This window comes from Cytobacillus stercorigallinarum, assembly GCF_014836495.1.
GTDB classification, from domain to species: domain Bacteria; phylum Bacillota; class Bacilli; order Bacillales; family Cytobacillaceae; genus Cytobacillus; species Cytobacillus stercorigallinarum.
In genome coordinates, this window is sequence record NZ_JACSQT010000012.1 from 1 (window position 1) to 18352 (window position 18352).

General features: G+C 37.7%; 17 protein-coding genes and 1 tRNA gene. 13 read left to right on the top strand and 5 right to left on the bottom strand.

Going from position 1 to position 18352, the window contains the following annotated elements; all coding sequences use genetic code 11:
• Positions 1–784: 784 nt before the first annotated feature.
• Positions 785–1660: a DMT family transporter gene (locus H9655_RS18650; RefSeq protein WP_191816764.1), complete on the bottom strand. Its 876-nt coding sequence runs from the start codon at positions 1658–1660 to the stop codon at positions 785–787.
• Positions 1661–1786: 126 nt separating this feature from the next.
• On the opposite strand from H9655_RS18650, the gene H9655_RS18655 reads away from it, so the two are divergent.
• From H9655_RS18655 to H9655_RS18665, 3 genes are all read left to right on the top strand, one after another.
• A complete protein-coding gene (locus H9655_RS18655) occupies positions 1787–2482 on the top strand; it encodes an MgtC/SapB family protein (protein ID WP_191816765.1) in 696 nt (231 codons plus the stop codon).
• 62 nt (positions 2483–2544) lie between these two features.
• A tRNA-Ala gene (locus H9655_RS18660) sits at positions 2545–2617 on the top strand.
• Positions 2618–3064: 447 nt separating this feature from the next.
• Positions 3065–3565, top strand: a complete 501-nt coding sequence (locus tag H9655_RS18665; protein WP_191816766.1) for an SRPBCC family protein — start codon at positions 3065–3067, stop codon at positions 3563–3565.
• A 120-nt stretch (positions 3566–3685) separates the two neighbouring features.
• On the opposite strand, the gene H9655_RS18670 is transcribed toward H9655_RS18665, so the two are convergent.
• Entirely contained in the window at positions 3686–4327 is a 642-nt protein-coding gene (locus H9655_RS18670; RefSeq protein ID WP_191816767.1) for an FMN-dependent NADH-azoreductase, read from the bottom strand.
• 193 nt (positions 4328–4520) lie between these two features.
• Between H9655_RS18670 and H9655_RS18675 the strand changes: the two genes are divergently transcribed.
• The 7 genes from H9655_RS18675 to yidC all read left to right on the top strand — a co-directional run bounded on the left by H9655_RS18675 (position 4521) and on the right by yidC (position 9945).
• Positions 4521–5054 (top strand): RrF2 family transcriptional regulator, encoded by a 534-nt coding sequence (locus tag H9655_RS18675; RefSeq protein WP_191816768.1) that lies wholly within the window; start codon positions 4521–4523, stop codon positions 5052–5054.
• A gap of 308 nt (positions 5055–5362) precedes the next feature.
• A complete protein-coding gene (locus H9655_RS18680) occupies positions 5363–5887 on the top strand; it encodes a GNAT family N-acetyltransferase (RefSeq protein ID WP_191816769.1) in 525 nt (174 codons plus the stop codon).
• Between the two features lie 178 nt (positions 5888–6065).
• Positions 6066–6290 (top strand): hypothetical protein, encoded by a 225-nt coding sequence (locus H9655_RS18685; RefSeq protein WP_191816770.1) that lies wholly within the window; start codon positions 6066–6068, stop codon positions 6288–6290.
• Positions 6291–6556: 266 nt separating this feature from the next.
• On the top strand, positions 6557–7684 hold the full coding sequence (locus H9655_RS18690; protein WP_318245522.1) for a Ger(x)C family spore germination protein: 1128 nt from the start codon (positions 6557–6559) through the stop codon (positions 7682–7684).
• Positions 7685–8176: 492 nt separating this feature from the next.
• On the top strand, positions 8177–8623 hold the full coding sequence (locus H9655_RS18695; RefSeq protein ID WP_191816772.1) for a YrvL family regulatory protein: 447 nt from the start codon (positions 8177–8179) through the stop codon (positions 8621–8623).
• Between the two features lie 201 nt (positions 8624–8824).
• On the top strand, positions 8825–9157 hold the full coding sequence (locus H9655_RS18700) for a hypothetical protein (protein ID WP_191816773.1): 333 nt from the start codon (positions 8825–8827) through the stop codon (positions 9155–9157).
• 26 nt (positions 9158–9183) lie between these two features.
• Positions 9184–9945, top strand: a complete 762-nt coding sequence (gene yidC, locus H9655_RS18705; protein ID WP_191816774.1) for a membrane protein insertase YidC — start codon at positions 9184–9186, stop codon at positions 9943–9945.
• Between the two features lie 51 nt (positions 9946–9996).
• Here yidC and H9655_RS18710 read toward each other — a convergent pair whose 3' ends face one another.
• Complete coding sequence (locus tag H9655_RS18710) at positions 9997–10539, bottom strand: PepSY domain-containing protein (RefSeq protein WP_191816775.1); 543 nt, start codon at positions 10537–10539, stop codon at positions 9997–9999.
• 220 nt (positions 10540–10759) lie between these two features.
• Between H9655_RS18710 and H9655_RS18715 the strand changes: the two genes are divergently transcribed.
• A complete protein-coding gene (locus H9655_RS18715; RefSeq protein ID WP_191816845.1) occupies positions 10760–11335 on the top strand; it encodes a DUF6944 family repetitive protein in 576 nt (191 codons plus the stop codon).
• Positions 11336–11585: 250 nt separating this feature from the next.
• On the opposite strand, the gene H9655_RS18720 is transcribed toward H9655_RS18715, so the two are convergent.
• Entirely contained in the window at positions 11586–11729 is a 144-nt protein-coding gene (locus H9655_RS18720) for a hypothetical protein (protein ID WP_191816776.1), read from the bottom strand.
• Between the two features lie 142 nt (positions 11730–11871).
• Here H9655_RS18720 and H9655_RS18725 point away from each other — a divergent pair, with 142 nt between their 5' ends.
• On the top strand, positions 11872–12162 hold the full coding sequence (locus H9655_RS18725; protein WP_191816777.1) for a transposase: 291 nt from the start codon (positions 11872–11874) through the stop codon (positions 12160–12162).
• Between the two features lie 65 nt (positions 12163–12227).
• Positions 12228–13313, top strand: a complete 1086-nt coding sequence (locus H9655_RS18730) for a tetratricopeptide repeat-containing glycosyltransferase family 2 protein (RefSeq protein WP_191816778.1) — start codon at positions 12228–12230, stop codon at positions 13311–13313.
• A 32-nt stretch (positions 13314–13345) separates the two neighbouring features.
• Here the strand turns inward: H9655_RS18730 and H9655_RS22790 are convergent, their stop codons facing one another.
• Positions 13346–18241 carry a beta strand repeat-containing protein gene (locus H9655_RS22790; RefSeq protein ID WP_449757706.1) on the bottom strand — a complete coding sequence of 1632 codons (4896 nt, stop codon included), beginning with the start codon at positions 18239–18241 and terminating at the stop codon, positions 13346–13348.
• Between the last annotated feature and the right edge of the window lie 111 nt (positions 18242–18352).

Consider the following 18352-nt stretch of genomic DNA (forward strand, 5'->3'; position numbering starts at 1 on the left):
TGTTTGATTAGCTCGTTTGCACCTATGGTGCTTTGTTGCTGATAAATCAGCTTTTTTAGAATTACGCTTGACGTTTTATGTTCGTTCAGTTTTCAAAGAACAATCTCGTTCGCTTCAAAAGCGACTTTATTATCATAACATCCCATCTCAATCACGTCAACCATTTTTTCAAAATAAATTTAAGTGATTAGATTAGTAAATTTTTCTTTTATCGGGAACAAAAATAACTATATCACGATTGAAAAGTGTTTGCAATATAATTTTTAAAGTTTTAATCAAGTTTTTTATATTTTTATTAATTGTGGTAACTATATATAGTTAAGCGTTTCCAATTATTGATAACCACAATAAACTATTGATCATCTTTGCTTTACTTATATATAAAGATACTTTTCCTTATTCTTATCTTCTTAAGCTCCCAACTTATTTATATAAAGTAATCTTTCAGTCTCTTCATACTTAACATAGATATAAGTCATAAAGTTGAGAATGGGTCATATAATCTACTAAACTCATTCTATTATATAGGAAAGGTGTGAATAGAGCTGGAAGATGTAGCACTATACGTATCAGTAATTATGGCCCTTTTTTTATTTTCATTCGCTTATGTGGAAGGTATTCGCATCGCTAATTCACCAGGTAAAGTATATGGAGGAACTTTCATCTTTACCGTTACAGCAGCATTTATTTTTAGTAGATTATCCTATTTATTTATATAAAAAATATAATGAAGTAAAAGGTGAGCTAATTGTTGGCTCACCTTTTACTTCATTATCTAATACGCCTATAATCGTTTCTTTCTTATTATTCTTTCATCTATTAAAAAGAAAGATAACCCTACTATAACAAATAACCCACCAAAGATTTGTGTCCAAACTATTCTTTCTTGTAGTACGAAATAAGCTAAAATGGCTGCACCCACAGGTTCAAACAAAGTCGCCATTGAAATAACAGAAGTACTTACATACTTTACAGACCAATTAAATAATGTATGGCCTAATAATGTTGGAATAAGTGCTAAGAGAATTAAAAATATCCAGTCATTTACTTGATAAGGATACAAAGGTTGTTCATTAAGCATGACATAAATAAAAAGTGTCAATGTACTAATACTGTACACAATAAATGTATAAGTAATAAGGGATACTCTTTGGCGGACGGTCTGCCCAAACATTAAATACCCTGTTACTAGCCCACAGGCGATAAGTGCTAACAAATCACCATAAAGCGCCCTTTCACTTAGTAGAAAATCACCCCAGCTAATAATGATACAACCGCCTATCGCAGTGATAGCTGACAAAATCGCTTTCCAAGAAGTTTTTTCTTTAAAAAAGAGATAAGTTCCTATAAATGCAAAAATCGGTTGTAAGGCAACTAACACAGTTGAGCTAGCCACGGATGTGTATTGAAGAGACTCAAACCATAAAATAAAATGGAAAGCTAAAAAAATACCCGCAATCATCGAAAACAGCCAATCCTTTGTTGTAATATGACGAACCTCATGAACATATTTTAAAAGAAAGATTGGCATCATAAGCACGACAGAAAAAAGGAGACGATAAAAAGCAATAATACCAGGGGGAGCTGAAATCAACTTTACAAAAATGGCCGAAGTTGAAACTGAAACAACGCCTATAGCCAATACCAAAAACGGATTCATCTTCACATCCCCATGCAATCACCTTGTTTCTATATATTGTTATTTAGGTATAGACTATTTTACACCTTAAACCTATAGTAAAGGTAATCTATTTAAAATTTATTAAATGATAAAGCAGGCGATAACATGAACGGATTAGAAATGGATGTTCTAATAAAATTAGGGATTTCAGCTGTGCTTGGTCTTGTTATAGGACTAGAAAGAGAACTAAAACGTAAACCAGTAGGTTTAAAAACAAGCCTAGTCATTTCAATCGTTAGCTGCCTACTCACTATTGTTTCAATTGAATCAGCATACATATTTCCAGGCAATGACGATATTAATATTACAATGGACCCCTTACGTTTAGCAGCTCAAATTGTATCAGGTATTGGCTTTCTTGGCGCAGGGGTCATATTGAGGAGAGGGAATGATAGTATCTCTGGTCTCACAACGGCTGCTTTAATTTGGGGAGCTGCCGGGATTGGCATCGCTGTTGGAGCTGGATATTATATGGAGGCTGTTGCAGGTGTCGTATTACTTATTATTTCAGTTGAAGTTGTTCCCTACTTATTAGGACTTATCGGCCCAAGACAACTCCGAGAAAAAGAGATTACGATGAAAATGGCAGTTGAAACGAAGGAACAGATTACGACCATTATTCATTCCATTAAAGAACAACAAGCGGCTATTCGCAGGATGAGAATTAAAGATACGGAAGAGGGTTATCCTCAAGTATATTTAACCATCGCCGTTGATTATCGTAAAAAAACAACCGATTTTTATCATACCATTTCTCAAGTACCTGGCGTAAAGTCGATGGAAATAGAAAGCTTGCACTAATTTTTTTATTTTTGACTATTGAAAAATATTCATTCTCTCGCTATAATTTCTATATACTTAGCGGGGGATTAGCTCAGCTGGGAGAGCGCATCGCTGGCAGCGATGAGGTCAGGGGTTCGAGCCCCCTATTCTCCATACCAAGAAGCCGTGATTTATCAGGGCTTCTTTTATTTTTTTCTTAGCAACCACACTCACTAAAAATATAGATGTAGCCGAATTGTTGCCGAAAGTCATTTTTTCTAAGTTTTTTTATCTCTAAATTGCACTACCAACCTCCTTCAAAACCTTCAACAGCATCGGCATTATTTGTATAAGTACATACCCAAGCACTCCATTCTGAATTCCAATCCATGCTCTGACCAGCTAGATTTTTTTAATATAACAGCTAATACTAATTCGATTAATAACTACTAATAACTGCAAGTAGCTTCAATAGTTAAGGATTGAAATTTGTAATATTATCCAATATTGGTTATACTGTTTTTTTGAAAGACCACTTTCGTTATATAAGAACTACGTTTCAAGTACTAAAGACGTAAGAATGAATCAACAGAATAATCAATCGTTGAGAGGATGGTTCAGATGGCGAAAACATCAATAACAACCCTTAATATGAAACGCAAATTTAATGTTCCAGCAGAAAAAGTATTTGACGCGTGGACTAAAGCAGACACGATTAAAAAATGGTTGTTCACTATGGAACATACAAATAAAGTGGCAAAGAGTAATCCTCGTGTAGGTGGAACATGGGAAGTTGTGGATCATCGAAATGGGAAAGATTATCGAGCTATTGGAGAATATAAATTGGTGGAACCACCAGCGAAACTTGTTTTCACATTCAAAATGCCACAATTTAGTGATTTAGAAGACGACATTACAGTGGAAATCGAATCGCTTGAATCAGGCTGTGAAATGACTTTTACACAAGAAATTAACGTAATCCATGAAAAAGATTGGACTACTGAAGATATTCAAAAAGCACATGAAGATTGGAAGAAAGAGACCGAACAAGGTTGGCATTATATGTTCTTAGGTTTGAAGGAATTAGTAGAAACAGGAAAGATTACATATCCATCATTTTAATAAAAATAAGGCTAACTTTAACAAGAAACATGCTTGAAGCACAGTATAAAATAGTCAGATTCAATATCACAATTAGCAAAGAAGAGAAATTTAAAAGTTTCTCTTCTTTGCTTTTTTTATTTATTTCTTTGCAAATTCAGAAGCAATTTTTTCGACTTCAATATAAGCATTTTCTAAAATTGCCTCTCTGGCTAGTAAAGCTGTCCCTTGCGCTCTAACCATATGATAATCTTCAATTCCAATAAAATTGAACATAGATTTCAAATATTTGTGTGAGTACTCGACTTCAGTATACCAGTCATTATTAGTATAAATACCACCACTTCCTTGTATCACCAGCATACTTCTTCCATCTTTAAGTAAGCCAATAGAACCATTCTCTGTATATTTAAAAGTCTCCTTCGCAATTAAAATATTATCCATATAGTCTTTTAATTTTGTTGGTACATTAAAATTATGCAATGGGAGAACGATTACATACTTATTCGCACTCTTAAATTGTTGTAACACTGCGCTCATACGGTTTGTTACTTCTTTTTCTTCATTCGTAAGTTCTTGATTCTTAGCAAGCTTAGCCCATGCATTTAAAACTATCTTATTTATCATAGGTACTTCGTCGCTATATAAGTCAATTTGTTCAATGACCTCATCTTCTGATTGTAATTCCTTATATAGATTTTTAAAGTGATTAAGAACATTAAGACTAACAGACGAAGTAGATTCCACTTCTGGATGGGCATTTATAATAAGTAATTTGCTCATTAGATAATTCCTCCTGAATAAAAGTTTCTTTAATGGGTAAACTAATTGTCTCTTATATCAATCGTCGATTAATATTGTCGACGTTAATCAATATAACGCTATTAGTAACTTGTGTCAAACAAAAAAAACTATGTTAAGATACAAATACAATAAAAAGATAATTAAAGATGTTTTAAATAAAGCAGGTGATTACATGAAATATAGTGTTATGGTTGAATATGCGTTGCATAGTTTAGTGTACTTAATTGATGTACCATCAGATGAAGTTATTGGGATAAAAGAACTTTCAGAATTTCAAGGGCTTTCAGAGACATATCTTTCCAAAGCATTTGGTAAATTATCAAAGGCTAAAATTGTGAGTTCTGTTCCAGGAGTGAATGGAGGTTATAAATTAGCTAAGGCTCCTGAAGAGATTTCCTTTTGGGATGTAATAGAAGCTGTTGAAGGTGTTAAACCAATTTTTCAGTGTAAAAACATTTTAAGTAATAACCTTATGTATGTAGGTAAAGAGGATAAAGAGGATAAAGAAGATAGAGACTGTTCATCTTGTATACCAGGTAATTCCACTTGTACAATAAATTTAGTAATGTTAGAAGCCGAACAGCAAATGAGAGAGTATTTACGAAACAAAACGATTGCTTGGTTAGATGAAGAACTTGATCGTGTTTTACCAAAAAAAATCCGTGTTGATAGCCGAGAATACTTTAAGGATAAAAGTCTTAAATAGACAAAAGAGAGTAGGAGAATGATTTCTACTCTTTTTTTATCTTTTTTTAAAATAAGAATTAATATTTTGTTTATTTTATTCAGAAGATCATTTAGAAGGGTATCATTATACAAAAATCTTGGAAGCATTCCTAGAATAAATGTACTTATTTAAGAAGTTTATGAAGGGGTTTACTTAAAGAAACGGAGAATTTAGTTGAAGAGCATATTCATTTACTATGGTGAAATATGTATTTAAGGTAACATATAAAAGGAGGTCAAATACTATAAGAAATGGTTGTAGAATAAAAGCAAGGGGGAAGAACTAACTTGAAAATCACAACAGAAAGACTACTAATCAGACCTTTTAAACGTAATGATTTACAGGATGTATTTGCTATTTATAATAATGATGATACCTGTAAGTTCTTATTACATAATAAGTGGACTCAAGAAGATATGAACAAAAGGTTTGATAAAAAGCTAGGAAACTGTGCACTCACTAAAGAATCCATGTTAAGTTTAGCTGTTCTATACAAGAATAAAGTAGTTGGTGATTTATCCGTATGGTATACAGATATGAAAGACACTGTTGAGATTGGTTATAGTTTTTCAAATGAAGTTGCTGGTAGAGGTTTAGCAACAGAAGCAGTAAGTAGTTTGGTCTATAAATTATTTGATGAATTTAAAGTGCATCGTATACAAGCTAATCTAGATGCACGAAATATAGCTTCACAAAAATTATGTGAAAGAATTGGTATGAGAAAGGAAGCACATTTCATACAAGATTTTTGGAATAAAAATGAATGGACAGATAGTATTGTGTACGGCATGTTAATTTCCGATTTGAAGTAATTGCCTTATTTATTCGTGCAAATGGTGACTTATGTTAAAAAGCCCTTCCAAAAAAAAGCTTTTAAAACTTTACCCTCGCCGGCAATCTCAATTAAATAACTAATAATTCTTTAATAAAGCTCATACATGCACCCAATCCCTTCAAAATCATAAGATGCTTTGAAGGAGTGATCTCACCATGCCATGGCAACATAAAATTAATTATTTAATTGGTCAACCAATTGGTATCTCATTCACCAATGGTCAAGGGGCATCAGGGAAACTTTGTGGTACATCTCAAAGAAAATTATTAGTGATTGAATATTTATATCAATCCCAATTCGCATTAAAGCAATATGATTTTCATATGATTCAAGATATTACGGGGTTTCCATCCTGCCATAACCAACAACCATTATATTGAAGTTCACAGCCCTCATTAGTGGGCTGTTTTTTCAAAAAACATTATACATAATCAGTCATTTACCCCGTTGTTCACAGATTAATTGATTAATTAAAATATACATCTACTTCGAAACACTTGATTCAAATATGTTGAAATACGAAAGCATAGCAGGTAAAGAGCCTGAAATATGTAAATGACTTTATCATTTATGCATACTTAGGTCCATTTAACATCACTCTAAGTTAAGATAGTTTACCTTAAAGGGGAGAGTTAAAATTAAGAGGATCTTCATTACTATGATTATGTTTCTTTTGTTAAGTGGATGTCAAAAGCCTGTAGAAATTCAATATCAAGCATACGCCGTTGGTTTTGGTATTGACTTTATTGACGAGGAGTATGTGGTATATGTTCAATTTTTAGATTTTTCAAATGTAGCTAAGACTGAGAACAGTTCTATTAATCAAGATAAACCAGTATGGTTGGGGATAGGAAGAGGCAATACAATAAATAAAGCATTAACTAATATTTATAAAACTATGCAATTAAACATTAATTATGATCATATAAATAGCTTTATTTTCTCAGAAAATATAATCAAGCATAGACTAAAGGAAACGACTGATTCTCTATCTTCGAATTACAACATACGTGTCCACGGGTGGATTTATGGCACTAATGAGGATTTGGAAAAAATATTGACACTGAAAATGCCTTTTTATTATCCATATACAAGCAGTATTATTAACCAACCTCTTGATACACAAAGGCAAGTCTCTGAAGTCCCTGCTATAGATGCAACAAAATATCTTATTGGATTAGGAGAAGCAACAAAGACGATCTTACTACCTCGAGTTGAAGTAACTGACAATAACGTTAAAAAAAATGAAAAGAAATTTCAAGTCCCCTATTTAAATGGAGGATACTTTATCAAAGGCGGGAACTACATAGGTGTTTTAAACTCATCTCAGTTAAGTGGGTATATCAAAGCTAATAAGCAGGCAAAGGTAGAACGAAGTTTAATACAAGTTAATATGGAAAATGAAAGCGACCCTGTTGAAGTCGAACTTAGAGATCCTAAAACTAAAATAACTTTGGAGAAAAACGACTTTCATTCTAAATTAAAGTTAAACATAAAATCCACAATTATTTTAAGGGAGGGAGCGTCAGAAGTAAATCAAGATGCTCTTAAACATAAAGTTGAAGAGCAAATCAGAGAAGAAGCCTTCTTATCATTAGAATCTGGGAGAGAAAAAGGGATAGATGTATACCTTTTTGAAGATTACCTTTTTAGGCATCATAATAAAATTTGGAAACAACACAAATTTCAAGGCATGTTTGAGAATATTACTGCCGAAGATATAAACGTGGAGATTAAATATTCTCATAGTCCAAATAAAGTATTAAAAAACTAAAGAAAAGACACGAAGCATAAATACGTTAATCATTGGAAGTAAAAGTGAGTAGTTGTTACACTTATTTCGTGCTCAAAATGACTTTTAACCTCCATAGAATGTCAATTAAAAGGCGTGCTAGTGCATAAAGTAAAATAAAGAGTAGGTAGTGTTGAATAAAGAAGCAAAGGCCCACTGGATAACAACTTTGTATTGTTTGTTCCATTTGTTTCCTTTGCTTCTTAGTAACAACAGAACCCCAATATTGTTTAACCTTTGGTATATGAGACTTATCAGCAATTGGAGCCCTCTATTCTTTCATATAGTCCCTTAAAGTTATAATTGAGTTATTCATGAATGGCAATAAGCGAATCACCCCTAGAGAAATACCACGATACGCTCTCTCCAATGTATTCTACAAGATTACTACAGAAGTACTTAATCTAAGTTGGCAAACACTTCAATATAATGTAGTATTTTACATACCTTAAGGAAGTTTGGGAGGGATAAGAGATGAAAGACAAACCATCATCAAAGAAAAGGAACATCATTGGGGCAACTATTGCTATAAGCATCCTTGTTCTGTTGGTCTTATCATTCGTTCTTGCTCTTTATTTTTTTAGTACCCTAGGAATCTTTCATTTACTTAACGTCAAATTTGAATCCTTCTCATCCCTCATTTCATTTATTTTGCTTTATTTTCTCATTGGAATCGTATCTGATATTTTCATAGGAGCACTCATTTTATTGATGAAGCATTCGGAGAAATACACCCAGAAGCAACAACAGGTTACGTCTTTAGTGTTTTCTTTTTTGACAAACTGGGCGATTATTTCATTTTTAGATTATGTCATGCATTCCATCCAAATCGGATTGTTCGCTACGATTATTTTAGCCCTTATTTTTTCATTAATAGAGTATGTATGCGAAGACTTTGAGAAGGATGAGGAAAAAAAATAGACGAAAACAATTACCCATTAATCCCCCCCATAACGTAACACTATTTTTTAGAATGGATGTTCCAGAAAAAAGATGCTTGTACTATTTACACAAAAAGGATGTCCATAGCATGTAAGTCTTGCTTCATTTACTTTTCATTCAGATTCCGCTATGATTAAAATGAAAATATGTAAAAGAATTTGACAGGAGGGGAGCAGACTAATGAGACATTTATCATTCAATCATACCATTCTCTTTGGGATGATATTTGCTAGTCTTTTTGAACTTGATTATCAAACGATACATGACTTAACTTTAGCTGGTATTGTCTTAACAATTCTACTCCCCGCCTTAACGATATATTTCTTACAACGAAATACAGGTATGCTTTTTTATCGACTGCAAGAAGCAGACGCTGACCTAATAAACCAATACGCCTCTGTTCTTTCTAATGTGCTTAATTGGGCATGTAAGCAAAACCGTTTACTTACTGTTCGTCGTAAAGAAAGTCCAGACGATAGCGACGAAGCTTTTCTTTCTCTAATGATTAATTAAAACAATCATTAGAGGAGGAACTAATTTTGAAGAAAATTTTATGGTTAGTAATTACAAGTTCATTGTTATTAGCAGGCTGTCAAGCAAACGGTGGTACAGACACAGGATTTTTTCAACATTATTTTGTGCAGCCATTGATTTCTATTATCGATTATTTTGCAGGAATATTCCACGGAAATTATGGTTGGAGTATTGTGCTTGTGACTATATTATTAAGGTTAATCTTACTACCTTTAACCGTTAAACAAGTAAAAAGTTCTCAATCGATGAAGGTCAAAATGGACGCGTTACAACCTGAAATGAAGGCTATTCAAGAGAAAATTAACAAAACAAAAGATGAGGCTAAGAAGCAAAAATTACAACAAGAGCTTATTGGCTTATATGCGAAACATGGGGTCAACCCAATGAATATGGGATGTTTGCCCTTGCTGATACAAATGCCGATCTTGATGGCTATTTATTATGCTATTAAAACATCTCCTGAAATCGCTACCCATGGCTTTTTATGGTTTAGCCTAGGACATGCCAATATTCCAATGGCTATTATCGCCGGGGTCATTTATTATTTACAATTCAGAGTTTCCCTTATGCAATTACCAAAGGATCAACAACAAGGACCAATGAAAATTATGGGATACCTTTCACCGGCAATGATCTTGTTCATTTCCCTATCTGCACCAGCTGCATTGCCTTTATATTGGTCAGTGAGTGGAGTATTCCTTATTATCCAGACATATGTCATCCAGAAAAAATATAAGAAAACACCCGTCGTGCAACCTAGTCTTTAATAAAGGTAAAAAAAGTCCAATGATTAAGTTAATCATTGGACTTTACTATATTTAATCTCTGCCTTCTAACTCACCACTTATCGCATGAATAATATAATCGATCTCTTCACTTCCATCTCTGACTTCTATTTCATACTGCTCTGTTCTATTTTCTACTTCTAATGTCCAACCACCGATTTCATTACTCGTTTCTGCTTGAACAATTTTAATCGCTTCTGATGGTGAGATCACCTCATTTAATGAAATACCTTGATCTTTTTCTCCTTTTTCAATCCCCTCTTCACTTTTATTTAAAATATCACCTGTATGGGCATCAATCACCAGTTCATATTCTTTATCATTAGTAATTCCAGCCACATCATATTTCCATTGATCCATATCACTATCTAATTCAACTTTTGTGATATCATCCACTTCGAATTCTCGCAGAAAAATATCTACAGCATTTTGAAGACTCACTTCAATTTCTGCTTCAGCTAGATTAGGCTTATCTATGTTTTTGCTGTTAGAATCGCCATCACCGTCACCGTCGCCACATGCAGTCAAACAAAAAATCGTCATTATCGATAATAAAAGTGAAAATTTCTTCATCATTTATCGTTCTCCTTTAACTATTATGTACTTATATTTTATATTCCCTCTTCTTTCAAAAAAAAACAAGTTTTAGAAGGGATTTACTTAAAGTTAACTTTATGATGGCTTTATTCGGAGGATGTACCAGGAAATAATGCACCTTCCATTTTTATCTCTTTAAGTACAAACCCACTTCCTTACCCACTTACATATAATGAAGCGAGTATGGGAGGGGATTAGTCTGAATAGTCATCTAAAGGAGATTTTTGGATCCGTACTGTCAACTATCGGCACGATTGAAGCAGCTTTAGGAAGTACTCCTCAACTCCCTATCAATCAACAACTTAAAATTGATTTGCGTTTGCAAGGGAATATTCTTCAAGCTACAGGCGAAGCACTCTCCGCTGATGGACAAGGGACCTATTCGCTTGAACTTATTGGTGATGAAGTCCAAGCTGTTGGCAATTCTCTTGTTATCACTGGCATCCTTTTTGATCCGAATAAAGATTTGAATCAAAGAATAATCATCGCCGGTAATTGGTTCCAAGCTTTAGGAAGTTTCGTTGCATTATGTGATGAGTTTTTTGATTTAACTCCCTCCGGCAGATCTTTAAATATCGTTGGTGGCTTCCTTCAAGGAATTGGCAATAGTATGCAAGCAAAAGGAGGAATAGATGCATTAAGAGACAAAGAAAATGATACCGGTGAAGAATTTGGGTTTTACGGTAGTTGGATACAGGCAATTGGGGCTGTTTTATCACTTATTGGCCAAATTAAAGAAGAACTTCAAGAGATTGCACTTCATTTAAATGAGTAAGTCTATTTGTTTCGTACAAGTAATCATGATTACCTCTCCTCTTACATATACCTTTAAAGAAAGGATGTGTAGATTTCATGAGTGAATTTGTACTTTGCAATAAATGTCAGGAACTTGTTTATTATCATGAAATACAAATCATAAAAAGCAAGACCATTTGTATGACTTGTTTAACTAAAAAAGTCGGGCACAAATCAAAATAAGCGATGTCCCATATTTGATTATTACAAATATGGGATTCACTATTTTTTTAAACCTTAAAACCACGCCTTATCTTCAGTTTACGAGAATAACATGGGTCACAAACGCCTTTATTATCGATATATTCATTCTTATCTTCTATTACTTTCTCACACTTAGAGCAAATCCACTGTTGTTGTTTCACTTGTTTCATTACTCTCAACTCCTTTTCACCTATCATTCGACAAATCTAGTTAAGTTCCTTTAATCGTTTTTATATTTTTCGGAAAATATATGTATCTTTCCCTGAAAAATAACAAAAACTAACCCTATCACTCTTCTTGGGAGGATTTTTTATGGTATTTTTCATTGTTTTGATGATTATAATTATTCCCCTTTTAATGGTTTTCGCGAATAAATATTGGGTACACACACATATTGTACTAGTTTCTATTGCTACCATTTGCCTCATCGTTTTTGAAAGTATAACAGCAACAACAGTTTATGAAATCATTAGAGAAAATGTAGTATTTATGACAACCGTCCATGTCGTCTTTCTTAATCCTTTATTTTTAATAACAGGAGGATATCTAGGGGTTTTCTTTCTATATTTATTATTTTTAAGACTTTCAATGAATAACCAATGAAGTCTGAACCCATTTCTTTCGCCATTCATATAGTATAAGGATTCTTTATTTGGTGGTGAAACGGAATGATCACAATTAGTCTTTGTATGATTGTAAGAAATGAAGAGGAAGTACTTGCTCAATGCTTAGAAAGTGTGTCAGATTTATGTGATGAAATTATTATTGTAGACACGGGGTCAACAGATAAAACAGAGAAGATCGCTAAAGAATTTACTGAACATATTTTTCACTTTGAATGGATAGATGATTTTGCCGCTGCAAGGAATTATGCTTTTGAGCAAGCCACAAAAGATTATATTCTCTGGTTAGATGCGGACGATATACTTTTACCAGATGACCGACAAAAAATGAAAGACTTAAAAGGATCGTTATCTTCTGACGTAGATGCTGTCGCTATGCTCTACCATTTAGCCTTTGATGAAGAAAATAAACCAACTTTTAGTTCTCGTAGACATCGTTTAGTTAAAAAGGACCGACATTTCAAGTGGCATGGACCTGTCCATGAATACTTGGAAGTCGGAGGCCATATTATTGAGTCAGATATAGCCATTAAGCATAATAAAACTAGTAAACAAACTCATCATGAACAAAATGATCGCAATATTAAAATATACGAGAAAAGGTTAGAAAAGGGTGAGGAGTTTTCACCAAGGGATTTGTTTTATTTTGCAAATGAATTAAAAGACCATGCTAGATTCGAAAACGCAATTGCCTATTATGCACAATTTTTACAGAGTAAAAAGGGATGGGTCGAGGATGAAATTAGGGCATGCTTATCTATAGCTGAATGTTATAAACATTTAAATATAGAAGAAAGTGAGCTTGAGGCACTCATTTTAACGATGAAGTTTGATACACCTAGACCTGAAGTCGCTTGTAAAATTGGTGATATCTATAAAGAAAAAAACGACTTTAATAAGGCTATTTTTTGGTATCAATTAGCAACTACTCTCGAAGAGCCGACTCATTTTAATTTTAAAGATGAATCTTATACTACCTGGTACCCACATATTCAATTATGTTATTGTTATTGGCAAAATGGTGATGAAAAGCAATCCTATTTCCATCACTGTAAAGCAAAAGAGTTCCGACCCAATGATTCAAGAGTTAATCATAACGAGCTTTTTTTCAAAGAATATTACATCAAATAAGCAATGTGAGGATAATCCCCACATTGCTCTTTTTATCCAATTTGATGGATTGACCAAACAATCGGTAAAGCCCCCGATCCCAAATTCAAGCTAATTGTCAGCCCATTTGCATTATAGAATAAGCCCAATGTATCACCTGTATTTAAACTCATATCACCTGATAGAGTAATTGTTCCAGCTCCCAATATAGTTCTTAGACTCAATAATAAAGCAATATTTACATTTAGAATAGGAAATACACCAGTAATTAAATCTGATGAAGTAGATATTCTTCTAATACTAAAATTGGGACTAACTCCTGCACCGATAGCTATAGTAATAGCTGCAGTTGTTTGATAATTAATTGTTGCCTTAATCGAATATCTCCCTGTATTTGGTACTGTAAAAGTACCTGTAGTAGCATTAAAACCTGCACTACTATAGCCTGGTGAAGCAACACTCCAATTAGTAATTTGTTGCGAAGTAGAAACCCCACTTAAGTTTGCGCTAGCCGAAAAACCGACAATAGGTACTGAAATACCTGATGGGCCAGTTACACCTGTGGTTCCCGTGATTCCAGTTAAACCTGTGACCCCTGTTAGTCCTATTGCGCCTGTTGGACCTGTTACTCCTGTGGCCCCAGTACTACCAGTAAGTCCAGTACCTCCGGTGATTCCTGCTAGACCGGTTACTCCCGTCGAACCAGTAATCCCTGTGACCCCAGTTGAACCCGTTGCTCCTGTTGTTCCTGTTATGCCCGTTGCTCCTGTTGGACCCGTGATTCCAGTCACCCCTGCTAGACCGGTTACTCCCGTTAAGCCGGTTGGGCCTGTAATGCCTGTTGCTCCGATGATTCCTGTTGGACCTGTAGTTCCCGTAGTTCCAGTTAAACCCGTTAGTCCTGTTGTTCCAGTAATCCCTGTTACTCCCGTCGGACCGGTCAAGCCGGTTGGGCCTGTGATTCCAGTCGATCCTGTCAGACCTGTTACTCCCGTTAAACCGGTTGGGCCTGTAACTCCTGTGGATCCAGTTAAACCCGTGATCCCGGTTGCTCCTGTTAGACCTGTTACTCCCGTTGAACCTATTGCTCCGGTTATTCCGGTTAGGCCCGTTGAACCGGTCGAGCCCGTGATTCCCGTTGTTCCAGTTGTTCCAGTAATACCTGTTGCTCCGATGATTCCTGTTGGACCTGTAGTTCCCGTAATCCCTGTTACTCCCGTCAAACCGGTTGGGCCTGTGACTCCTGTAGATCCAGTTAAACCCGTCACTCCCATTAAGCCGGTTGTTCCTGTTGGACCTGTAATACCCGTTAGTCCCGTTGTTCCCGTAACCCCAGTTGAACCTGTAGTTCCTGTGACTCCTGTGGATCCAGTTAAACCCGTCAAGCCAGTTGTTCCTGTAACCCCAGTTGAACCTGTAATTCCGGTGATTCCGGTGATTCCTATTGGTCCAGTACTACCAGTAACTCCGGTACTTCCTGTGATGCCGGTCACTCCTGTTGCTCCGGTTATACCAGTTGAGCCCGTTGGACCTGTAATTCCCGTGATACCCGTAGCTCCGGTTATTCCGGTGACTCCTGTTAGACCTGTTACTCCCGTCAAACCGGTTATCCCTGTAATTCCAGTTGGTCCAGTACTACCAGTACTACCAGTAATTCCTGTACTTCCTGTACTTCCTGTACTTCCTATTATACCGGTCACTCCGGTTGAACCCGTTAGTCCTGTTGTTCCAGTAATGCCTGTTGCTCCAATGATTCCTGTTGGACCTGTAGTTCCCGTTAGTCCTGTGGCTCCCGTAATCCCAATTGAACCTGTAGTTCCCGTGACTCCTGTCAGTCCAGTACTACCAGTAACTCCGGTACTTCCTGTGATTCCTGTTACCCCTGCTAAACCTGTTACTCCCGTTAAACCGGTTGCTCCTGTGGATCCAGTTAAACCCGTCAAGCCTGTTGTTCCTGTGACCCCCGTAGTTCCAGTTAAACCTGTAGCCCCAGTCAAGCCTGTTGAACCCGTAATCCCAGTTGCTCCTGTCAAACCTATTGCTCCGGTGATTCCTGTTAGACCCGTTGAACCGGTCGTGCCCGTGATTCCCGTTGTACCAGTTAAACCAGTTACTCCTGTTGTTCCTGTTATGCCCGTTGCCCCTGTTGGACCCGTGATTCCAGTCGCTCCCGCTAGACCGGTTACTCCCGTTAAACCGGTTGCTCCCGTCAAGCCAGTTGAGCCCGTTATCCCCGTGGCTCCTGTCAAACCGGTTGGGCCTGTAATGCCTATTGCTCCTGTTAGACCCGTTGAGCCGGTTGGACCTGTAATACCCGTTAGTCCTGTTGTTCCAGTAATCCCTGTTACTCCCGTTGGACCGGTTGGGCCTGTTGGACCTGTGATTCCAGTCGATCCTGTCAGACCGGTTACTCCCGTTGAACCTATTGCTCCGGTGATTCCTGTTAGACCGGTTGCTCCTGTGACTCCGGTGGATCCAGTTATACCCGTTACTCCCGTCAAGCCAGTTGTTCCTGTTAGACCTGTAATTCCCGTTAGTCCTGTTGTTCCTGTAACCCCAGTTGAACCCGTAATCCCAGTCGAACCCGTAATCCCAGTTGCTCCTGTCAAACCTATTGCTCCAGTGATTCCGGTTAGGCCCGTTGAACCGGTCAAGCCAGTGATTCCTGTTGGACCTGTAGTTCCCGTAATGCCTGTTACTCCCGTCAAACCGGTTGGGCCTGTGACCCCTGTCAGTCCAGTACTACCAGTTACTCCGGTAATTCCTGTCACCCCTGCTAAACCTGTTACTCCCGTTAAACCGGTTGCTCCTGTGAATCCAGTTAAACCCGTCAAGCCAGTTGTTCCTGTGACCCCAGTTGAACCTGTGGTTCCTGTAATCCCAGTAGCCCCAGTCAAACCTATTGCTCCGGTGATTCCTGTTACTCCAGTTAGCCCGGTTGTTCCGGTTGCCCCTGTTAGACCTGTTACTCCCGATGAACCGGTCGTGCCCGTGATTCCCGTTGTTCCGGTTGGTCCAGTAGTACCTGTTGCTCCGGTTATACCAGTTGAGCCCGTTGGACCTGTTACTCCCGTCAAACCGGTTATCCCCGGTGGTCCAGTTAAACCCGCAGCCCCAGTCAAGCCGGTTGCTCCTGTAATTCCTGTTAGACCCGTTGAACCGGTCGTGCCTGTCATTCCTGTTGGACCTGTTACCCCCGTCGATCCTGTTTGACCTGTGACTCCCGTCAAACCTATTGTTCCTGTTGCTCCTGTTAGACCTGTAGATCCAGTCAAACCCGTTACTCCCGTTAGTCCTGTTGTTCCCGTAACCCCAGTTGAACCTGTAGTTCCAGTGATTCCTGTCAGTCCAGTACTACCAGTAACTCCGGTACTTCCTGTGATTCCTGTTGCTCCTATGACTCCTGTGGCTCCAGTTAAACCCGTCAAGCCAGTAGCTCCTGTGGTTCCTGTAACCCCAGTCGAACCAGTAATTCCGGTTGTTCCAGTACTACCAGTAATTCCTGTACTTCCTATTATACCGGTCACTCCGGTTGAACCCGTGGTCCCCGTTGGTCCAGTCGTGCCTGTTGCTCCGGTTAGACCCGTTGAGCCGGTTGGACCTGTGATTCCTGCCAAGCCAGTTGTTCCTGTTGAACCTGTAATACCTGTGATTCCTGTGGCTCCAGTTAAACCCGTTACTCCCGTCAAGCCGATTGTTCCTGTTATGCCCGTTGCACCTGTAGGACCCGTGATGCCAGTTACTCCTGTTCCCCCTGTTTGACCCGCCGAGCCAGTTGAACCAGTCGAACCAGTAGTTCCCGTGATACCCGTAGCTCCTGTAAACCCTATTGCTCCGGTTATTCCCGTGATTCCTGTTGGTCCAGTACTGCCTGTGATACCGGTCACTCCTGTTGTTCCTGTGATCCCCGTTGTTCCTGTTGCGCCGGTTAAACCTGGTGAACCGGTCGAGCCAGTTACTCCTGTTGTACCTGTTAAACCTGTAGCCCCAGTAGGACCTGTAATACCAGTGACTCCGGTACTGCCTGTAAGACCCATTAAACCAATTGGGCCTGTGATTCCTGTAGCTCCTGTCAAACCTGTATTTCCGGTTGAGCCTGTTATTCCAGTCTCTCCAATTGGTCCAGTGTTGCCTGTCACACCAGTACTTCCTGTGACTCCTGTTTCTCCAGTACTTCCCGTCACCCCTGTGCTACCTGTTAAGCCAGTAGCACCAGTCAATCCCGTTACTCCTGTCAAACCATTAGCGCCGGTGGTTCCTATTGGACCAGTTACGCCAGTGGCACCGGTTAATCCCATTGATCCGGCAGGACCAGTGATACCTGTCGCTCCAGTTAAACCATCTGCCCCTGTTATACCTGTTACTCCAGTAGCTCCAGTACTTCCAGTTGGTCCACAATTCCCTGTTAGCCCGGTTGCACCTGTATTCCCAGTGCCTCCAGTTAAACCAGTGGCCCCCGTTAGACCAGTGATTCCCGTACTTCCAGTTAAACCTATCGCACCAGTCATACCCGTTGGTCCAGTTACTCCTGTTGCTCCTGTTGTTCCTGTCTCACTGCCCGAGGAGCCTGTTGGACCTGTTGCACCAGTCATACCTGTTACTCCGGTAACTCCTGTTGCACCCGTTATCCCTCTTCTACACCATCTGCACATCCGACACTTACATCTTTGATTACAAGCATGAGGGGTATTTATTTCACCAACTGCACCGTCACTTATTTCTATCAAGATTGGAACTAATATAGGATCTTGTAAGATCTCGGCCAAGAGTCTAAGGGACTCATCAGGAATCTCCTGAATTTCCGTTAAACATTCAACTATTGTTTCCGGAAACAACAATTGAAAAAGATATGTGAGCCTCTCTTCTACTTCTTCAACATCGTATAGGCCTTGGTCATACATACGACTTAACAATTGCCTCAATTGATTGATTTCCTCGATGATTCTCACATATCTCAATTTTCCTCTCTCCCTTAGATTTAAATAAACTTTTTATCTATTTATTTTATGTTCGTTTCATATTCAATTACCTATATGCTATTCCCAACAAAGTATTCTGTT